10 protein-coding genes and 1 pseudogene are annotated in these 17588 nt (G+C 60.6%); 3 read left to right on the top strand and 8 right to left on the bottom strand.

Translation table 11 applies throughout. The annotated features are described in order from the left end of the window. Positions 1-244 precede the first annotated feature (244 nt). The 3 genes from BGC09_RS15705 (at position 245) to BGC09_RS15695 (ending at position 7492) form a co-directional block, all read left to right on the top strand. Positions 245-2626 (top strand): DUF2298 domain-containing protein, encoded by a 2382-nt coding sequence (locus BGC09_RS15705; RefSeq protein WP_069805062.1) that lies wholly within the window; start codon positions 245-247, stop codon positions 2624-2626. 46 nt (positions 2627-2672) lie between these two features. Continuing rightward, positions 2673-4991 carry a flippase activity-associated protein Agl23 gene (locus BGC09_RS15700; protein ID WP_069805060.1) on the top strand — a complete coding sequence of 773 codons (2319 nt, stop codon included), beginning with the start codon at positions 2673-2675 and terminating at the stop codon, positions 4989-4991. Between the two features lie 218 nt (positions 4992-5209). Continuing rightward, positions 5210-7492: a flippase activity-associated protein Agl23 gene (locus BGC09_RS15695; RefSeq protein WP_176728948.1), complete on the top strand. Its 2283-nt coding sequence runs from the start codon at positions 5210-5212 to the stop codon at positions 7490-7492. Between the two features lie 138 nt (positions 7493-7630). On the opposite strand, the gene BGC09_RS15690 is transcribed toward BGC09_RS15695, so the two are convergent. The 8 genes and pseudogenes from BGC09_RS15690 to BGC09_RS22950 form a co-directional block, all read right to left on the bottom strand. After that, positions 7631-8512 carry an electron transfer flavoprotein subunit beta/FixA family protein gene (locus BGC09_RS15690; protein WP_069805055.1) on the bottom strand — a complete coding sequence of 294 codons (882 nt, stop codon included), beginning with the start codon at positions 8510-8512 and terminating at the stop codon, positions 7631-7633. 56 nt (positions 8513-8568) lie between these two features. Beyond that, positions 8569-8871, bottom strand: coding sequence for a ferredoxin family protein (locus tag BGC09_RS15685; protein WP_069805053.1), 303 nt, complete (start codon positions 8869-8871; stop codon positions 8569-8571). A gap of 77 nt (positions 8872-8948) precedes the next feature. Continuing rightward, on the bottom strand, positions 8949-10259 hold the full coding sequence (locus BGC09_RS15680; protein ID WP_069805051.1) for an FAD-dependent oxidoreductase: 1311 nt from the start codon (positions 10257-10259) through the stop codon (positions 8949-8951). 291 nt (positions 10260-10550) lie between these two features. Continuing rightward, positions 10551-11498 carry a quinone oxidoreductase family protein gene (locus tag BGC09_RS15675; RefSeq protein WP_069805049.1) on the bottom strand — a complete coding sequence of 316 codons (948 nt, stop codon included), beginning with the start codon at positions 11496-11498 and terminating at the stop codon, positions 10551-10553. A gap of 190 nt (positions 11499-11688) precedes the next feature. Next, the gene (locus BGC09_RS15670) at positions 11689-12723 is read right to left on the bottom strand and encodes an electron transfer flavoprotein subunit alpha/FixB family protein (protein WP_176728947.1); all 1035 of its coding nucleotides are present in this window, start codon (positions 12721-12723) and stop codon (positions 11689-11691) included. A 62-nt stretch (positions 12724-12785) separates the two neighbouring features. After that, positions 12786-14945 (bottom strand): glycoside hydrolase family 15 protein, encoded by a 2160-nt coding sequence (locus BGC09_RS15665; RefSeq protein ID WP_069805045.1) that lies wholly within the window; start codon positions 14943-14945, stop codon positions 12786-12788. Positions 14946-15159: 214 nt separating this feature from the next. Continuing rightward, entirely contained in the window at positions 15160-17166 is a 2007-nt protein-coding gene (locus tag BGC09_RS15660; RefSeq protein WP_069805043.1) for a mycofactocin system FadH/OYE family oxidoreductase 2, read from the bottom strand. 78 nt (positions 17167-17244) lie between these two features. After that, a pseudogene (locus BGC09_RS22950) lies at positions 17245-17588 on the bottom strand (mycofactocin system FadH/OYE family oxidoreductase 2); the annotation flags it as partial.

Here is a 17588-nt window from a genome sequence, read left to right as displayed (position 1 = left end):
ACTGAGGGGCCTACTGAGGGGCCTACTGGCTCCGGACCCGGTCGCTGGCTCAGAAGTGCTGCCGACCGCCTGCTGGCGTACAGGTCTGTGGCTCTGTGGCTTGCGGGTGTTTGTTCTGATCAGGCGAGCTGAGCGTGGGTGGCTTCAGGGATTCTCTGCCGCCAGATGGCTCGTGCCTGCAGGTGGTGGTGACGAGGTGGCTCAGGAGCTGAGAAATCTATGGTGGTACTGATCGAGTATTCCTATGCTTGACTTGCTCTTGATGTGGGCGTTGGTGGAGCTGCTGGGCCTGCTCTGCCTGCCATTGACTGTCACGGTCTTGTGCAACCTCCCAGACCGCGGCTGGGCCTTTAGCAAGGCCCTGGCGCTGGCGCTCTTCGCTTTCTGTGTGTGGCTGCCTTTGATGTGCGTCCATTCGTGGCCCTTCAGCCGCGCCTTCATCGCCGGCGTCTTCGTGCTGCTGCTGATCCCTGCTCTTGCGGGCCTGCTGCTGATGCGTGCGACGCTCTTCAAGCTGGTGCGTGCGAATGTGGTCTATCTGGTCGGTTGCGAGCTGGTCTTCCTGGGCATGGTCTTTTTGCTCGGCTGGATTCGCTCCTATGGCCCTGATATCCGCGGCTTTGAGATGTTCATGGATGAGGGCTTTATTGCTGCAATTATGCGCAGTCCTCATCTACCGCCAAATGATATGTGGTATGCTGGCTACCCGATCAATTACTACTACTACGCTCACTTTACGATCGTGGTACTGGCAAAGCTGCTGGGACAATCCCCGTCTATCGCTTTTAATACAGGGATCTGTGTCTTCTTCGGGCTGACGGCGGTGAACCTCTTCGGCGTGACCTGCAATATCATCGCCTGGGCCAGGCATGCCCGTGCTGCTGGCTTACCCCCTGATGATGGACGTGCTGAGGCGCCAGCTCAGACTTTCCCGCGCCTGACGGCAGCTATCCCTTACGGACTGCTGACAATGGCGCTCGGTTTGATACTGGGCAATCTGGCCGCAACGCAGCAGTGGTGGCGTGATCATGGCGACCTCAGTCAGTTCGATTGGTTTGCCCCCTCACGGGTGGTTGATAAGACGATCAATGAATTCCCCGCTTTCAGCTTTCTGCTTTCCTGCTTCCATGCCCATGTGCTGGCTCTGGCGTTCACGATTCTGGCGATCGCTTTGGCTTTCAATCTCTTCCTGGAACGTGAGGGGCTGGGGATCTTCATCTTTGGACGTGGCTGGCGTCTGCCGTTGACCCTGGGCGCGACAGCACTGGTCATCGGGGCCCTCTTCACGATGAATGGTTGGGATTATCCGACCTATCTGGGCCTGACCCTGGTCTGTATTGCTCTACAACAGTGGTTGATTCATGGGCGCCGCTTCCGGGGGACATTCCTGGTGGATGTTGCTGCGGCGGCGATTCCCCTGATCATTCTCTCGCTGGCCTTCTATTTGCCTTTCTATTTGAGCTTTGTGTCGCCATCTCAGGGAATCGGGGTGGTTGGTCCTGCTGATCGCTCGTCCCCGGGCCAAGAGATTCTGATCTATGGCCTGTTCGCTTTCGTCTTTCTCTCTCTGCTGGTGGCGGGTGTGGCCAGATTGCCCGCCTTTGCTGAGGAGGAGGCCGCCACGGAGAAGGAAGAGACCTCGGCTGCTTCTGCTCCCGGTTGGCTCAAGTGGTTGGTGCGCTTCAGCGCTCAGTGGTTGAGCTTCTGGGTGATTGCTCTGCTGGGCCTGCTGACGCTGCTTCTGATGCGCAATAGCGGTACATTTGTGGCGGCGGGCGTTCTGGCGGCAGTGGGGGCTGTTCTGGTCCTCTCTCACCTGCGCGATAGGGCCTTGGCTTTTACCCTGTTGCTTGGCTCGCTGGCTTTTGCTCTGGTGGCCGGCTGTGAGGTGTTCTATCTGCGCGATGTTTTTGCCGATAGCTACCCACGCATGAATACGGTCTTTAAGTTTTATTTCCAGTCGTGGGCTCAGCTCTCAATTGCCTGTGGGGCTGCTCTCTTCTTTATCCTGGAGGCCCTGCGTCCTGGGGAGATGGTGGCGCCGCTGCAGCGTCTGCTGTCCGAGGGTCTGCAGGTGGTGTGGACGGCGGCCCTTTGCCTCTTGTTGCTGGCTGGAGCGGTCTATCCAGTGGCCGGAAGCTATGCCCGCACAGAGCATTTCGCGCAACGGAGCAATAGCCTGGATGGGCTGACCTATCTTTCCCAGACCGATCCCAGCGATTATGCAGCGATTCGCTGGCTGAATACCCATGTCGATGGCGACCCTGTCATTGTGGAGGCGGTTGGCCCGGACTATAGCGACTACGCTCATGTCTCGGCCTTTACTGGCTTGCCGACCATTATGGGCTGGGTTGGCCATGAGTATCAGTGGCGGGTGAATTGGTTGAATAATCTGGCCTATGCCGCCGATTTTAACCGACGAGCCAGCGATGTAGCAACGATCTATACCAGTCCTCAAGCCAATGTTGTCCGCTCGCTGCTGACGCTTTATCATGTGACCTATGTCTATGTGGGACCGCTGGAGTTGGCGAAGTATCAGACGATCAATCTTGGTCACTTCCCTTCGTTCTTACAGGTCGTCTACTCCGCTGAGGGTGTGACAATCTATAAGGTCGTGCTGTCATAGGGGTGACCTCCGCTCTTCCGGTGAAGGTTGTATGAGGAGTTGGGCCTTGAATTTGAAGAGGTTTGAGCATCAGCCTGTAGATAGTCAGTCGGATCAGAGCGAGCTGCTGGCTGGAGTGGTTGCTGAGCAGACGGACTCGCTTGAACAGGAGAGGATGGCGAGTCACTGGCCTCCCGGACGTGCTATGCGCCGTCAAAGACCGTCCCGCAGCCAGATTCTGGAGTGGGTGGCGTATGGGGTGGTGTTGGTGGTGGCGGCAGTGTTGCGCTTCTGGGATCTGGGAGTCCGCCCGCTGCACCACGATGAGAGTCTCCACGCCTACTTCTCCCTTCAGCTGTCGCTGAATATCTTGAGCTACCACTATGACCCGCTGTTGCATGGACCATTTCAGTTTCATGCGATGGCGTTGGTCTACAAGCTGGCGCAGCTGGTGGGTGTGCCCGATAACGGGGTGAATACGACGACGGTGCGTCTGCTGGCGGCGACGCTGGGAACGGTGATGGTGGGGCTGCCGTATCTGCTGAGGCGTTCGCTAGGGCGGCTAGCGGCCTGGCTGGCGACGGTGCTGCTGGCGGTGTCGCCGAGCCTGGTGTACTACTCGCGGTTTGCGCGCGAGGATATCTACATGGCCTGCTTCACGCTGTTGCTGGTGGTGGGACTGGTGAGGTATGGGCAAGAGAGGAAGCTGGGCTGGCTGCTGGTGGGGGTGCTGGGCTTGGCGTTGTCGTATGCGACGAAGGAGGCGACGTTTTTGACGATAGCGGTGGTGGGCAGCTATGGGGGGGGAGTGCTGGTATGGGAGCTGGGGAGTCGTTGGGGACTGAGGGAGAAGGTGGAGGGAGAGCCGGGCTGGCTGCCGAGGACGTGGGCGCCGTTGCTGCTGCTGGCCTATGCTCTGGTCGGGGCCGTTCTGGCCAAATGGCTTCTGGGTTGGCTACATAATCTCTCGTTCTATATTGCTGCTCACCAGGGCGTCTCCGATGAATTTGTCGCTGTGCTGAAGGACGATACGTCCCTGGTCGTCCCCTGGCTAGGGGTGGCGCTGGGTCTGGTGGTGTTGGTGATCTTGCTGCGGGAGATGTTCCAGGGGGAGGCGGCAGTGAAGGCTGGCCGTGGAGGATGGCGTTTGCGACTGGCGCGCTGGGTGGATGAGGAGAGGCAGCCGGTGCTGGCGACGCTGGTGAAGATGCCCTGGACGCACTGGTTCTTTGGGCTCTTGCTCTTCTGGGCCGTCTTCCTGGTCCTCTTTACGGTCCTCTTTACCAATGTCAGGGCTGGCATTGGTGATGGTATCTGGGGGGGTCTGTACTATTGGATCGAGCAGATTGCTGTCGCGCGAGGAGGGCAGCCGTGGTACTACTATCTGCTGCTGATCCCGCTCTATGAGCAGGTGGGGGTGGTCTTTGGGATAGTGGGACTGGTGCGCTGTTTGCTGAAGCCGACGCGGCTGCGGTTGTGGCTGGTGTACTGGTGCGTGGGGAACCTGGTGCTGTACTCGTGGGCGGCGGAGAAGATGCCGTGGTTGACGATCCATATCACTTTGCCGTTGCTGCTGCTGGCGGGGATTGGCCTGGAGCCGGGGGTACAGCTGGTGGCGAGCTGGCTGCAGGAAGGCTGGAAGCGCTGGCGAGAGAGGAGAGAGGAGTGGGAGCCGAGGGAGGAGAGAGGGGGGAGAGGGAGGCTGGAGTGGGGGCTGCTGACGGTGTTGGCGGGGATAGTGTTGCTGGTGCCGACGGTGCACAATATGTACGAAGTGACGTATGTCTACGAGGCGGATGCGCCGCATGAGATGCTGATTTATGTGCAGACGACGGTGGATGTAAACAGGGTGATGGCCAAGATTGACGAGCTGGATCGCAAGCTGGATGGCGGTCGCCATCAGCTCGCCATCGGCGTCATGAACGATGCAATCTGGCCTTTTATCTGGTACCTGCGCGACTATCCCCATGCCTGCTATAATTACCCTGCAGATTGCCCTAATCCCAGTAGCTACCCTGTCATTATTGCCGGGGGGGACAATCTCTATCTGGCTGAGACCCAGTATGCTGATACCGCCACGCATACGGGCGCCTATCTTTTCCATCAGTACCACATGCGTACGTGGTGGGATGAAGGCTATAAACCGCCCCCGTGTCTGCCGAGCAAGGCTAACGATAATTGCGCAGGACAGCAAACCTGGGGGGGAGTAGGGCCGCTGCTGTGGCTCAGCTATGGAGACAATCCGCCGCCGGGGGCGCACTTCAATCCAGTGCTGGCCGCCGAACGCATCTGGGCCTGGTGGTGGCAGCGCCAGCCCTTTGGGGCGACCGATGGTGCTTACGATATGGGCCTCTTTATTAAGAAGGGCCTGGGTGTTGCTCCATGAGTGGCCAGCACCCAATAAGGGCCTTGAGTGAGTAGAACGGGGCCTGACGCGGGAAAGGCTGAATCAGGCAGTACCAACTTTGACTCTACGCTGGAAGGAGACCTCACTTGGACTTGAAAGGAGAGCATGCGCGATCTCCTGCTGAAGAATGCGCTGAGGCAACGTCATCTGGGTCTCAACAGCTGCCCGTTGAGATTCAAGAGCAGGAGAATACGCCTGTGAGCACGCAAGAAGCTGTGCAGCCTGTCGAAGCAGGTCAGGATGACCAGCCTCTCTCTCAGGCTCGTGGTGGTGCTGACCGGGCGAAAACCGTTAGCCGTGGGCAGATTCTAGAGTGGGTGGCGTATGGGGTGGTGTTGGTGGTGGCGGCAGTGTTGCGCTTCTGGGATCTGGGAGTCCGCCCGCTGCACCACGATGAGAGTCTCCACGCCTACTTCTCCCTTCAGCTGATGAATCAGCTTGCGAACTGGGAGCATTGTTTCGCCTTCGGCGATTGCTATCACTATGACCCGCTGTTGCATGGACCATTTCAGTTTCATGCGATGGCGTTGGTCTACAAGCTGGCGCAGCTGGTGGGTGTGCCCGATAACGGGGTGAATACGACGACGGTGCGTCTGCTGGCGGCGACGCTGGGAACGGTGATGGTGGGGCTGCCGTATCTGTTGAGGCGTTCGCTAGGGCGGCTAGCGGCCTGGCTGGCGACGGTGCTGCTGGCGGTGTCGCCGAGCCTGGTGTACTACTCGCGGTTTGCGCGCGAGGATATCTACATGGCTTGCTTCACGCTGTTGCTGGTGGTGGGACTGGTGAGGTATGGGCAAGAGAGGAAGCTGGGCTGGCTGCTGGTGGGGGTGCTGGGCTTGGCGTTGTCGTATGCGACGAAGGAGGCGACGTTTTTGACGATAGCGGTGGTGGGCAGCTATGGGGGGGGAGTGCTGGTATGGGAGCTGGGGAGTCGTTGGGGACTGAGGGAGAAGGTGGAGGGAGAGCCGGGCTGGCTGCCGAGGACGTGGGCGCCGTTACTGCTGCTGGCCTATGCCCTGATCGGTGGAGTGGTGGCGCTCCTGCTCTTCCGCTGGCTTCATAATCTCTCGATCTACATTACAACCCATCAACAAGTATCCGACGCCTTCGTGGCAGCGTTGAAGGATCGCACCGTGCAGGTGATTCCCTGGCTGGGCATCGCTTTGGGTCTGGTGGTGTTGGTGATCTTGCTGCGGGAGATGTTCCAGGGGGAGGCGGCAGTGGAGGCAGCTCGTCAACGGCAGCGGCGTGGTCTCGCGCGCTGGGTGGATGAGGAGAGGCAGCCGGTGCTGGCGACGCTGGTGAAGATGCCCTGGACGCACTGGTTCTTTGGGCTCTTGCTCTTCTGGGCCGTCTTCCTGGTCCTCTTTACGGTCCTCTTTACCAATATCAGGGGCGGCATTGGCGATGGCATCTGGGCCGGTATCTACTACTGGCTTGAGCAGCAGCAGGTTGCGCGAGGAGGGCAGCCGTGGTACTACTATCTGCTGCTGATCCCGCTCTATGAGCAGGTGGGGGTGGTCTTTGGGATAGTGGGACTGGTGCGCTGTTTGCTGAGGCCGACGCGGCTGCGGTTGTGGCTGGTGTACTGGTGCGTGGGGAACCTGGTGCTGTACTCGTGGGCGGCGGAGAAGATGCCGTGGTTGACGATCCATATCACTTTGCCGTTGCTGCTGCTGGCGGGGATTGGCCTGGAGCCGGGGGTGCAGCTGGTGGTGAGCTGGCTGCAGGAAGGCTGGAAGCGCTGGCGAGAGAGGAGAGAGGAGTGGGAGCCGAGGGAGGAGAGAGGGGGGAGAGGGAGGCTGGAGTGGGGGCTGCTGACGGTGTTGGCGGGGATAGTGTTGCTGGTGCCGACGGTGCACAATATGTACGAAGTGACGTATGTCTACGAGGCGGATGCGCCGCATGAGATGCTGATTTATGTGCAGACGACGGTGGATGTAAACAGGGTGATGGCCAAGATTGACGAGCTGGATCGCAAGCTGGATGGCGGTCGCCATCAGCTCGCCATCGGACTCACCGATGATGCAACCTGGCCGCTGATCTGGTACCTGCGCGACTATCCCAACGTTTGTCTGGAGTATCCCAATGGCTGCCCGGCCATAGCTAAAAACATTCCTGTTATCATTGCGGGGGGCGATAGTATCGCCAACGGTCTCCCACAGCAATACGCTGGCCCCAATGGCGATTACCTCTATCATCAGTATCAGATGCGCTCGTGGTGGGATCAGGGTTACATGCCGCCTCCCTGCATTCCCAGCGCCAAGCAGCAATGTGGGCCGCCGGCCCCCTATGTTGGAGTAGGGCCGCTGCTGTGGCTCAGCTATGGAGACAATCCGCCGCCGGGGGCGCACTTCAATCCAGTGCTGGCCGCCGAACGCATCTGGGCCTGGTGGTGGCAGCGTCAGCCCATAGGAGAGGACGCCGGCTATTATCCGATGGGGCTTCTTATCCGTAAGGACCTGGGGGTCACACCCTGAGCCAGTCCCAGCCCTGGGGATGGAGACAGACAATCCCTCACTCCTGGCGGAGCATATGCCCCGCCAGGACAGTGGGGGTGATCCTTGCCACAGCTTGCTCGTCCTCTGCTCTAGATGAACAGGCAGCGAACAGCTTCTTCAAACAAAGCCTCGTTCCCTCAGAAAGCGCACCAATTCATGGGCCAGCTCTTCTGGCTGCCCCTCGACCAGACGAGTCTGCCGCCGGGACGTACCACCAGAGACGATCTCTCCAATGCGCTCAAAAGGACTTAGCTGACTATCGGGAATAGACAGGCGATGTGGCCGTGGACGCGGCATTCGCACCTCAACGATTGTTGTCTCCTCTGCCTCCTCATCAGTGACAAACTGAGGCAGACTCAGCGGATCGCGCACAGTGATCGTAGCTTGCAACGCTGCTAGATGGGCAGGCAACGAAGGATAGCGCGGCTCGTTGAGCGTCTCATGAACCGTGAGCAACAGGGGGAGCCTGGCCAGCAACCGCTCGCGATAGCCACGCTCGAGACGGCGAGTGACCCGTAGAAGGAGCTGGCCAGAAGGGTCTTGCTGCGGCTCCAGCCCGATCACACCCGTAATTTGGGGCAAACCCAGGTAGGCGGCCAGCGCTGGCCCCACTGTCCCGGAGGCCCAGTCGCTGCTCTGTTCCCCGCAGAAGATCAAGTCGGGCAAGGAAGAAGAGTCAGCGCGCAAGCGCGCTGCCAGGGCGGCTGCAATCCTTAGCGGACCCCAATCGACAGCGCTCGGATGCCAGAGGCGTTCGACGGTATCGGCCCCCATCGCTAAAGCGACGCGCAGCACCTCATCGCTCTCGTCTGGTCCCAACGTGAGAGCGAAAACCGATCCGCCTCGTTGCTCTTTCAAACGCAGGGCTGCCTCCAGCGCACAAGCATCAGCGGCGTTCAACGTCTGAACGAAGCGCTCCCTATCCACCTCGCCGCTGACGGGATCAACATAGACCGAACTACAGTCAGGAGCCTGCTTCAGGCAGACAGCGATGCGCATGGTCTCTCCTTTGTTTGTGATCCTTTCCTTCGAAAAAGTCTGAACCAGAGAGCCTCTTATGAGGCGCGAAAACTCACGCCCCAGCCTCCGCGGGGATACTCCCACTCAATGGCTTTGCGCTCGCAGGCCACATAGCACGTCCCGCACTCCAGGCAATGCTCGTAGGAGAAATGCATCTCGCCCCCAAGAATCTCGAACAGCCCCGCCGGACAGACATAGACGCAGGGAGTCAGGTCACAGCCCCGGCAGGCCTCTGTATGAACGCGAATGTGTGGCCTCTTGTCGACCTTGAAACGCACCAGTTCCAGCCGCTCTTCGATAGGCTGCGTCACCACTGACTCAGATGCTAGCTCTTGCATAGTCACATCTACTCCATGCACTTCTCAGGCGCACTCACAAACAGAGCAGGACGGGCAAAGCGCGCCTGACTGCTCATTCAAAAGAAGAGCGCGCGGCCTGCCTGCCACCCATCGCGCAGGAGCGTCCACAGAGAGACCTTACTGCGCAGCGTCGTCAGAATCGTGGACCCCAGCTTCTTGCGCGGCCTGCCCTCCGAGCGAAAGACCTGTTCAGCTGCCTGACATAGTAGTTCAGGATAAAGATTCTGCAGGCGTTCATTATTGACAAAGGCGGGAGTCAGGCGAAAGCGTCGCAGATCCTGCAGCACAAAAGACTGCTCCAGGCGTTTCCGATAGCCTGAAAGGGTTGCTGCAGAGAAATCGCTGTTCCGGTGGGCCTCCAGGGCCGTTTCAGCGGCAGCCAGGCCGGAAGCCACAGCGAAATTCATACCTTCCAGAAAGATGCCGGCGGCGAAGACCAGGGCTGCGGCATCGCCAGCCACCAGCAGGCCGGCGCGTGCCAGGCGAGGGACAAGCTGCCAGCCTCCTTCGGGAATCATATGGGCCGAGTACTCCAGTGTCACGCCATCGCGCACCAGGGGGGCGACCGCCGGATGCTGCTTGAAGCGGTCGAGCAGCTCGTAGGGTCTGATTCGCTGTTGAGCCAGAGAGGCGATCTGGACAATGATTCCGAGCGAGAGTGTTTCCCGATTGGTATACAGAAAAGCCCCTCCTTTGATGGGGCCTGTGGCCTCGCCCACATACTCGCTGGCCATTCCCTCATCGCCCGTCAGATGAAAACGCTCCTCGATGGTACGTACTCCCAGGCGGAGCACCTCCTTCACGCCCAGGCTCATCTCTTCAGCGGAGAACTCTCGTTGCAAGCCGGCTTTTTTGGCCAGGAAGGAATTGGCGCCGTCAGCAGCAATGACCACAGGAGCATAGAGGGCACCGTCGTCGCGTCGGCATTGAACCCCGATGACGCGCTCTCCCTCGTAGAGCAGGTCATCGACAACTGTCGAAGTAATGAGCAGAGCGCCGGCCTCGACAGCCTTGCCAGCCAGCCAGCGGTCAAACTTGGGGCGCAGGACCGTCACCCCATTGTAAGGGGGGAGAGCGAAATGGCGGGTGTGAAAGTCGAGTGAGAAGGCGGATTCCCTCCCCAGGAAAGTCAAGACTCGGCGCGTAATATAGCGCTCGAAAGGGGCCTCATCCCAGAAAGTGGGGAGTAGTTCGGCCAGCAGACCAGGCGCATAGAAGACTGCCCCAGAGACATTCTTTGCGCCGGGATACTCGCCACGCTCGATCAGGGCCACGCGCAAACCGGCGCGCGCCAGCACCAACGCTGCACTGCTGCCCGCCGGCCCGGCCCCTACAACGATCACATCAAACTGCTGCTGCGCATGCATCGCTTTGTCTCAGCTTTCATTGTCACACTGTACTGCTGTACTGCCTGTACCGCTGCTTCGCGATCAGCACGTGCCAGCCTGGCCGGGTGGGCCTGGCGTCGGAGCGCGCTCCTCTGCCGCGTTCGCTGCCGATAGCCACAATGCTAGCCGCTGCGCCAAACGCTCTGAGGTATCTGAGATCCTGGAGGGAAGGTCGGCCTGGATCAGATCGAACCACGAACGCCGATGGCGCGCTCGCGGCGCTCCAGACCAGCTTCCCTCTTCATCTTTTTCCCGGCTACGGGTAGCAGCTCAGGCATGCAGAAGGACAATCTTGCCAGTGACCTCACCGGTTGCCAGGAGCCGATGGGCTTCGGCCACCTCGGTGATCGGCATGACACGCGCTATGATCGGCGAGACCGCCTTCTCGGCAATCAGCTGCAGAATACGCTGCTCATTGGCTGGGGAAGTGCGTAAAGTGCCGCCGCCGATAACCTTCACCCGCTTGAGGCGCCAGGATTGCGTGTCAACAGTCGAGTGCTGGCCGCCCAGGTTACCGATGAGCACGACACGCCCATCGTTCACACAGGCATCGATGCTATCCTGTAGAGTGGTACCGACTAATTCAATGACCAGATTGACGCCGTGGGCATTGCGCACAACTTGACCAACTTTTTCCTCACGATAGTTAACGATCATATCGGCTCCAAGGCGGCGCAGCGTCTCGGACTTCTCCGTATTACTGGCTGTCGTCGTAACCCAGGCGCCAACGTGCCTGGCGAACTGGATGGCCCAGGTTCCGACTCCACTGGCACCCGCCCAGACGAGCACACGCTCACCTGCCTTGAGATTGCCCAGATCGAACAGCGCAGCCCAGGCCGTCGAGGCTGCCAGACCAGCCGCTGCCGCCTGCTCGAACGAGACATCATCAGGAATACGTACCAGATGAGAGGCAGGCACCGCGATCCGGCTGGCGTAACCACCGCCACCGCGTGCCTCTGGCGCCCGCGTGGTGAGCACGCGCTCGCCTGCCTTGAAGCCATTGCTCTCCTCAACCACTACACCCGCCGCCTCTAGACCTGGCGTGTAAGGCAGGCCAGGCACCGGTCTGCTGCCTGCCCGCTGAAAGAGATCCAGACGATTGACGGTCGTCGCTTTCACGTCGATGAGCACTTCGTCTGCTGCGGGAACAGGGTCCGGGACCTCGCGTAGTTCCAAAACTTCGGGTCCGCCGCAACGAGCAAACTGCACAGCTTTCATGGCGATGTCTCTTGCTCCTCGCTTCTCGTGAATTGTCTGTCAGGATGTGTTGCTCCTGGCTTGATATATTGTATCCATTCCTTCTGGCGACTGGCAAAGCCAGAGAGAAGACCATTGCCATCGATCAGTCAGCTAGCCAGCTCAATCGGAATAGAGCCAGATAGCTGGACGGAGAGAGCCGCGGAAGCGCTTAGACCCCTACCGACTCTTCCTGCAGGAGCTGAATGGCCCGCCGCAGAATCTCTCTGGCATCGCCCAGGAGTCCGAGATCGGCCAGAGCAAAGATCGGCGCATTGCGATCGGGATTGATGGCCACAACGGTCTGGGCTTCCCGAATGCCGCTGGTATGTTGGGCTGCACCCGAAATACCGCAGGCGATGTACAGTCTTGGACTGACACTTTTGCCGGTCGCTCCAATCTGGCGCTCTGGCTCAACCCAGCCGCGATCGGTGGCCACGCGACTGGCTCCTACGGCGGCACCTAGCAGACGAGCTAAGGCGGCCAACTCGGCAAAGCCCTCGCGACCAACACCCCGACCGCCAGCAACGATCTTCTCGGCAGCTTCTAGCTCTACTTCCTCTGCTGAGGGGGCCTCAATCCCAAGATGCTGCAGAGACGGGTTCCGCTCCTCAGCCGCAAGCCGAGGCTGGTAGGTGATCACCTCTGGCGCAGGCAGGTCTGCTACTGCTGAAGAGCCAGTCGCCGGCGGTGTACCTCGCGTGCCTGGCGCAAAGGTCACCAGCGCCGGCTGTCTCCCCAACCGGGTGCGCGTCTGGACGTACGCCCGCCCACCATACAGGGCTCGCAGCGTCAACAGGGCCTCTGGCTCCAGAGCGAAACGCAGGCAGCGTGCCACAAAAGGCAGCCCAAGCTGTGCTGCCAGACGCGGGGCCCAGTCCTGGCCATTGACAGTCGCACTGGTCACGATCAACGCCGGCGCGTGTTCCTGGATGAGCCAGCTCAGCGCTGCAACATAGCCCTCGGTTGTGTAACGCCCCAGTGCGGGATGCTCCAGCACATACAAGCGTTCAGGCACAGTTGCCTTGAACAATGGCACTGTGCTCTCCTCTACAGGAGGAGAAAGAGGAGCGCGTAGCTGCACCGCACAAAGCTGCAATTGGCCAGGATGTTGCCCGGCAACCTCCTTTGCCTCTGCCAGCACCTCCTGATTATACTCAGGGGGCAGACCCTCTTGTTCCTGTAGGACGACCCAAAGTTCAGCCACACTCTCACCTCGCATGGACACCGCATCATCTGCAGCGTTGTTGATGAGACTCACTCGTTCCCTTAAGCCTCTCCAGGCGCCCGCACCTGGAGCCGGCCCCTGGCTCTCAACACCTGAGTAACCAGCACAAACATAGCATGCGACCAACCAAGGGGCATAATCCAGCAAGGCTGGCCGTCCTGGCGACTGACTTGCTCGGCGAGCAGATCGAGGGGAGTGCGATGTTCAACGGCCCAACGATAGAGCTGCTCGGCTTCGGCAAGGTTTCCCGTCAGAGCCTCGTACCAGGCCAGCCAAAGGGTGCACAGTATCCAGGGGTTACCTCCGCGATAGCTATCTCCCTGGTAACGCAGAATGCCGCCGACAGGACTGCGCAGCCGCTCGGCAATAGCTCTGGCTGTGGCCTGTAGCCGAGGGTCAGCCGGATCAAAGACACCGCAGGGAACCGCCAGTCCCAGGATCGAGATATCGAGTGTCGGATCGCTAAGGCGCGCGCGCCAGCGTCGACCCCGGATCGTGATCGCTACCTCATCGGCTGCCAGGGCTGTCCTTTCGTCATCTTCCAGCGGAGCCACTTTCAAGCGTCCACCGCGTAGGAAGTGCCCTGCTGACTCGCTCCACAGATGCTGCTCAATGGCCTGCTTCAAGCGCGCGGCAGCTTCCTGCCACTGCTGCGCCTCGGCCTCCGCGCCTAAGAGCGTGGCAAGGCGGGCCAGGGTGGCAAAACCGGCCCAGGTCGTGGCACAGGCATAGGTGCTGATGCCGTCGAACTCTTCCCAGAGATCCTTCGTGATCGGTGCCAGGCCCGTCTCCGGGTCCAGCTCGCGCAGCATATAGCTGCCAGCCCGTTTCAGAGCCGGCCAGACTGAGCGAGTGTACTCTACATCGCCAGTCAGACCCACGTGTTGGCCCAGGGCCCAAACAAAGATGCCGATCTCATCAAATTGAATCAGTCCCCAGGTTGGTGCCAGATTCCCCTGAGTATCATAGCGCTGGTACCAGCAGCCAGATGCCTCTTGGACCCGCAGGGCCCAGTCAAAGAAGGCACGGGCACGCTCGTGCTCACCGGCCACATCGAGGGCATAGGCATTATATGCCCCATCGCGTAGCCAGCACATCCCGTAACCTCCACTTGAACGAAAAGTCGGGTCCATCTCCGGGGCCGCGAGGATAGCTCCCGTCTCTCGATCGCTCAGCAAGCGAAGCACCATCAGCGAACGCTCGTAGAGTCGGCTGATCTCATCTGACGCACCACTGAGTATGAACCGCGCGCAGCGCTGCTGCCAATCCGCGAGCGTCTCCTCAAGCAACTGGCTGCTGTGGTCTCGCTGCTGGATCAGGGTTGTGCGCACTGCCTCCAAAGTGGGCCCGAAAGAGAGAAGTAGAGCACCGCTGCGGCTGGCCCCGGAAGGCAGCTCACCGAGATGATGGCGTAGAGCCGCCGCCACCTGGCCAACAGCAAACTCCTGGCGGCTGTAGCGCTGCTCAGCGGCCATCTGGAAAGCTAGATCAACGACGCCGGGGCGACTCTGCTCACAGGCAAAATCAGCCACGGACCAGTCACTGCCCAGGGCCAGGTAGCGATCAGCATGGAAGAAAGTCAGCAGTTCCGTTTCAGGATCGTACCAGGCACAGTTGCCTGCCGGGCGCAGGTCGATGTCAATAGCAGCGTAGGTGACCAGGCTGCAGCGAAGCGTGGCCTGACTCTGATTAGCCAGGCGTAACTCAATCACCAGAAGATCGCGCTCAGGATGGACGGCGAGGCGTCGCTCAAGGACCAGCCCAAGGCTGGGTTGCACCGAGCGCACGACCACCACTGCGCTGGCTGGCAGATATCGCAGCTCGTGCGACCAGCCTTCTTCAGCGAGCCAGCTCACCTGCGGCGCTTGGCCCTCGCGCTCGACCTGGACTCCCTGAAGCAGGGAACGCACATGAGGGCCACCGTCGATATGCGGATAGAAGCATTGCACGGGGGTTGCGCTCTCATCAAGGCAAACGAGCAAGCGACCATTGCCAAGGAGCGCGCTATAGAGCCAGGCCAGGCTCAAGGCCCGTTCGGGGGGAAGAGGAGGAACGCTCGCCCGCCGGACAGGCGGCTCCACCAGGTAGTTGGCATTAATGCCAGCACTCAGCTGAGCAGCCAGATCAGGCGACGGTGACACGGCAGCCTGGGTCTGCCTTCCCTGTTCTTCTGATGAAAAGGAAGAACGCTCAACAGACATACCTACTCCACAAACAGCGTTTGGCCTTGGGCCCACCACTGGCTGAAGACCAGGGCTACTCGCGACCAGAAACCAGGCGAACGCTGCTTTCCTGGCGCCACGCCCTGGCCTCAGCACGGCGGGTTTCCCTGTATTGTAGCATCTAAGGCGAAATCGGCAAGCCGTTGGACCTCCTCCGAGGCAAGAGAAGCCAACGGCGAAACCAGTGCCTCCCTCACTCGCCATCGACAGGAGCCAGACCATCCAGCCTCAATGCCCGCCCAACGCGCTCCCCATCGAGAATAGCGTGCTCCACACGCCGCGGCGCCAGACAGTCTCCTACGCGGTACAGGTGTGCAACGCGCCCCTTGAGGTCCTGATAGAGGGCCTCATCGGCGACCTGGGGAGCGACCACGACCACCAGCGCCAGCTCGTCAATGGTGCGGGCCTGGCCGGTATAGTTATTGACAATGGTCGCTCCGCCGGGGTGCAGGGACGCCAGGTAGTGATGTGGGGTGAAGAGCGCCCCGTGGGCCAGCATGCGCCGATACCATAGCTCGATATCCAGGGTCACGCTCAGATCGCCGCCTACGTAGAACTGCGGCGTCACCACCTCAACCTGACAGCCGCGCTCAGCTAACAGCTCTGCTACGCTGGTCGCCTGATGGAAGCCGACCTGATCGTAGACCAGAACGCGCTGGCCGGCAGCCGCCGTTTTCTCTCCCAGAAGCACCTGCCAGGGATTGGCCACGTGGGGCAAATCGCCGCCCGGCACGGGAACTGGCCCCGGGCGCGAGCCAGTGGCAATGATCACCGCGTCCGCCTGCTCTCTCAGAACAAAGTCGGCGTCGACCTCGGTGGCAGTGATCACCTCAACGCCCACTTCAGCCAGCTCGCGCTGGAGATTCCGCGCCGCATCGCCGAACTCAACGCGACCGGGCACTCGCACAATAAGGTTGATCTGGCCCCCCGTCTCTGGCTGGCGCTCATACAAACGTACCTGGCCTCCACGTTGCGCAATCACTTTGGCCGCCTGCATGCCCGCTGGTCCACCACCCACAACAAGCACCCGTGGGCGACGAACGCCGCTCCGCGGCGAGGACCGTGGGGGCAGGGGCCGGAAACGCAGCTCGTTTCCCGTAGCTGGTGTCTGGATACAGCCCAGGCTGAGATTCAGACCCATCCGACCGATGCAGTACTGATTACAAGAGATACAGAGGCGGATACTCTCGCTGTGTCCCTCGCGGGCCTTACGGGCAAAAGCGGGATCGCAGATCTGGCCGCGCACCACGTCGACCATGTCGGCCAGCCCTTCGCGCAGAATACGCTCTGCCTGGACGGGGTCCTTGATGCGCCCAGTACAAAAGACAGGGAGCTGCACGACCTCGCGCAGACCCGCCGAGACGAAGAGCTGATAACCAGGCGGCGTATGCATCGACCCCTCAACCATATAGAGGTTATGAAATTCGCCGATGCTCGTATTAATAAAGTCAAGCTGTCCGGTAGCCTCCAGGCGCAGGGCGATCTCGCGCACATCGGAGAAGGTCAGGCCGCTGGGAATCAACTCGTCGCCGCAAAGGCGAATCCCCAGAGGAAAATCGCGACCGACCTCGGCGCGGATAGCCTCAATGACCTCCAGCACGAAGCGCAAGCGATTCTCCAGCGAGCCGCCGTAGCCATCCTGGCGGCGATTGTAGTAAGGAGAGAGAAATTGACGAATGAGGGAGCTATGGGAGGCTTGCAATTCGGCCCCATCGAAACCGCCCTCGCGCACATGGCGAGCCACCAGTGCATAGCCGCGCACGATCTCGGCGATCTCCTCGGCCTCGATCTCCTTACACATCTCGCGGTGGATCGGATCGACCAGCGGCGACGGGCCAAGCACGGGGCGGCGCGAGTAGATGCTGCTCGCCTGCATGCCGTTGTGGTTCAGTTGAGCAAAGATACGTGTCCCATAGTCGTGAACGGCGCGCGTCAGGCGGCGGTAGGCGGGAACCACCTGCGGATCGAAACCGTGGATCAGTTTCTGATAAGCCCAGTCGCTGGGATGAACCGACTGTTCCTCGGTAATGATCAAGCCGCAGCCGCCGCGGGCGCGCTCAACATAGTAGGCAGTCAAGCGCGGGCCGGGCTGATTCTCCTCGGCCAGATTCGTCAAATGGGCGGCGAAGACGATGCGGTTGGGTATCACCACTGTGCCAACGCGCAGCGGCGTAAATAAATACTGAAACTGGCCAGCCATTGGCGGACCCTCCTGTGCTGCTCAGGCGCAGGCTTACCTGCTCTCTGCTCCACTCGTGCGTGAGTGGGCTGCTGATGCTCAGGCCCAGAAGCCGGCCTGGCGTCCCTCAGTGATTGCCTGCTCAATGCGGCGGGGCGCAACGCAGTCGCCGGCGCGGCGCAGACGAGCGAGGCGCCCTTTCAAGGCGAAGTAGAGGTCCTGGTCGGGCTGCTCATAGACCCCCAACACCACCATATCGGCGGGCAGGGCGCGCTCTGCCAGGGCGAAGCGCTCGCGCACGATCACCTGTCCAGGCTCAATGCGCACAACGCTGGTATGGGGGGTCATGACCACCCCCTGTGGAAGCACCCGTCCCAGCCAGGCCGGCAGATCATGCGTAGCGACCAGATCGCGCCCGACATACCAGTCTTCGGTCACGATCT

Origin of the sequence: Thermogemmatispora onikobensis, from assembly GCF_001748285.1 — a bacterium.
GTDB lineage: Bacteria > Chloroflexota > Ktedonobacteria > Ktedonobacterales > Ktedonobacteraceae > Thermogemmatispora > Thermogemmatispora onikobensis.
Note: the sequence above shows the minus strand (reverse complement) of the source record. Positions and strands in the feature narration are given on the sequence as shown.

Coding starts and splice junctions, on each gene's coding strand:
- BGC09_RS15705 (WP_069805062.1), top strand. CDS start 245: ATGCTTGACTTGCTCTTGATGTGGGCGTTGGTGGAGCTGCTGGGCCTG.
- BGC09_RS15690 (WP_069805055.1), bottom strand. CDS start 8,512: ATGCGCATCGCTGTCTGCCTGAAGCAGGCTCCTGACTGTAGTTCGGTC.
- BGC09_RS15685 (WP_069805053.1), bottom strand. CDS start 8,871: ATGCAAGAGCTAGCATCTGAGTCAGTGGTGACGCAGCCTATCGAAGAG.
- BGC09_RS15680 (WP_069805051.1), bottom strand. CDS start 10,259: ATGCATGCGCAGCAGCAGTTTGATGTGATCGTTGTAGGGGCCGGGCCG.
- BGC09_RS15675 (WP_069805049.1), bottom strand. CDS start 11,498: ATGAAAGCTGTGCAGTTTGCTCGTTGCGGCGGACCCGAAGTTTTGGAA.
- BGC09_RS15665 (WP_069805045.1), bottom strand. CDS start 14,945: ATGTCTGTTGAGCGTTCTTCCTTTTCATCAGAAGAACAGGGAAGGCAG.
- BGC09_RS15660 (WP_069805043.1), bottom strand. CDS start 17,166: ATGGCTGGCCAGTTTCAGTATTTATTTACGCCGCTGCGCGTTGGCACA.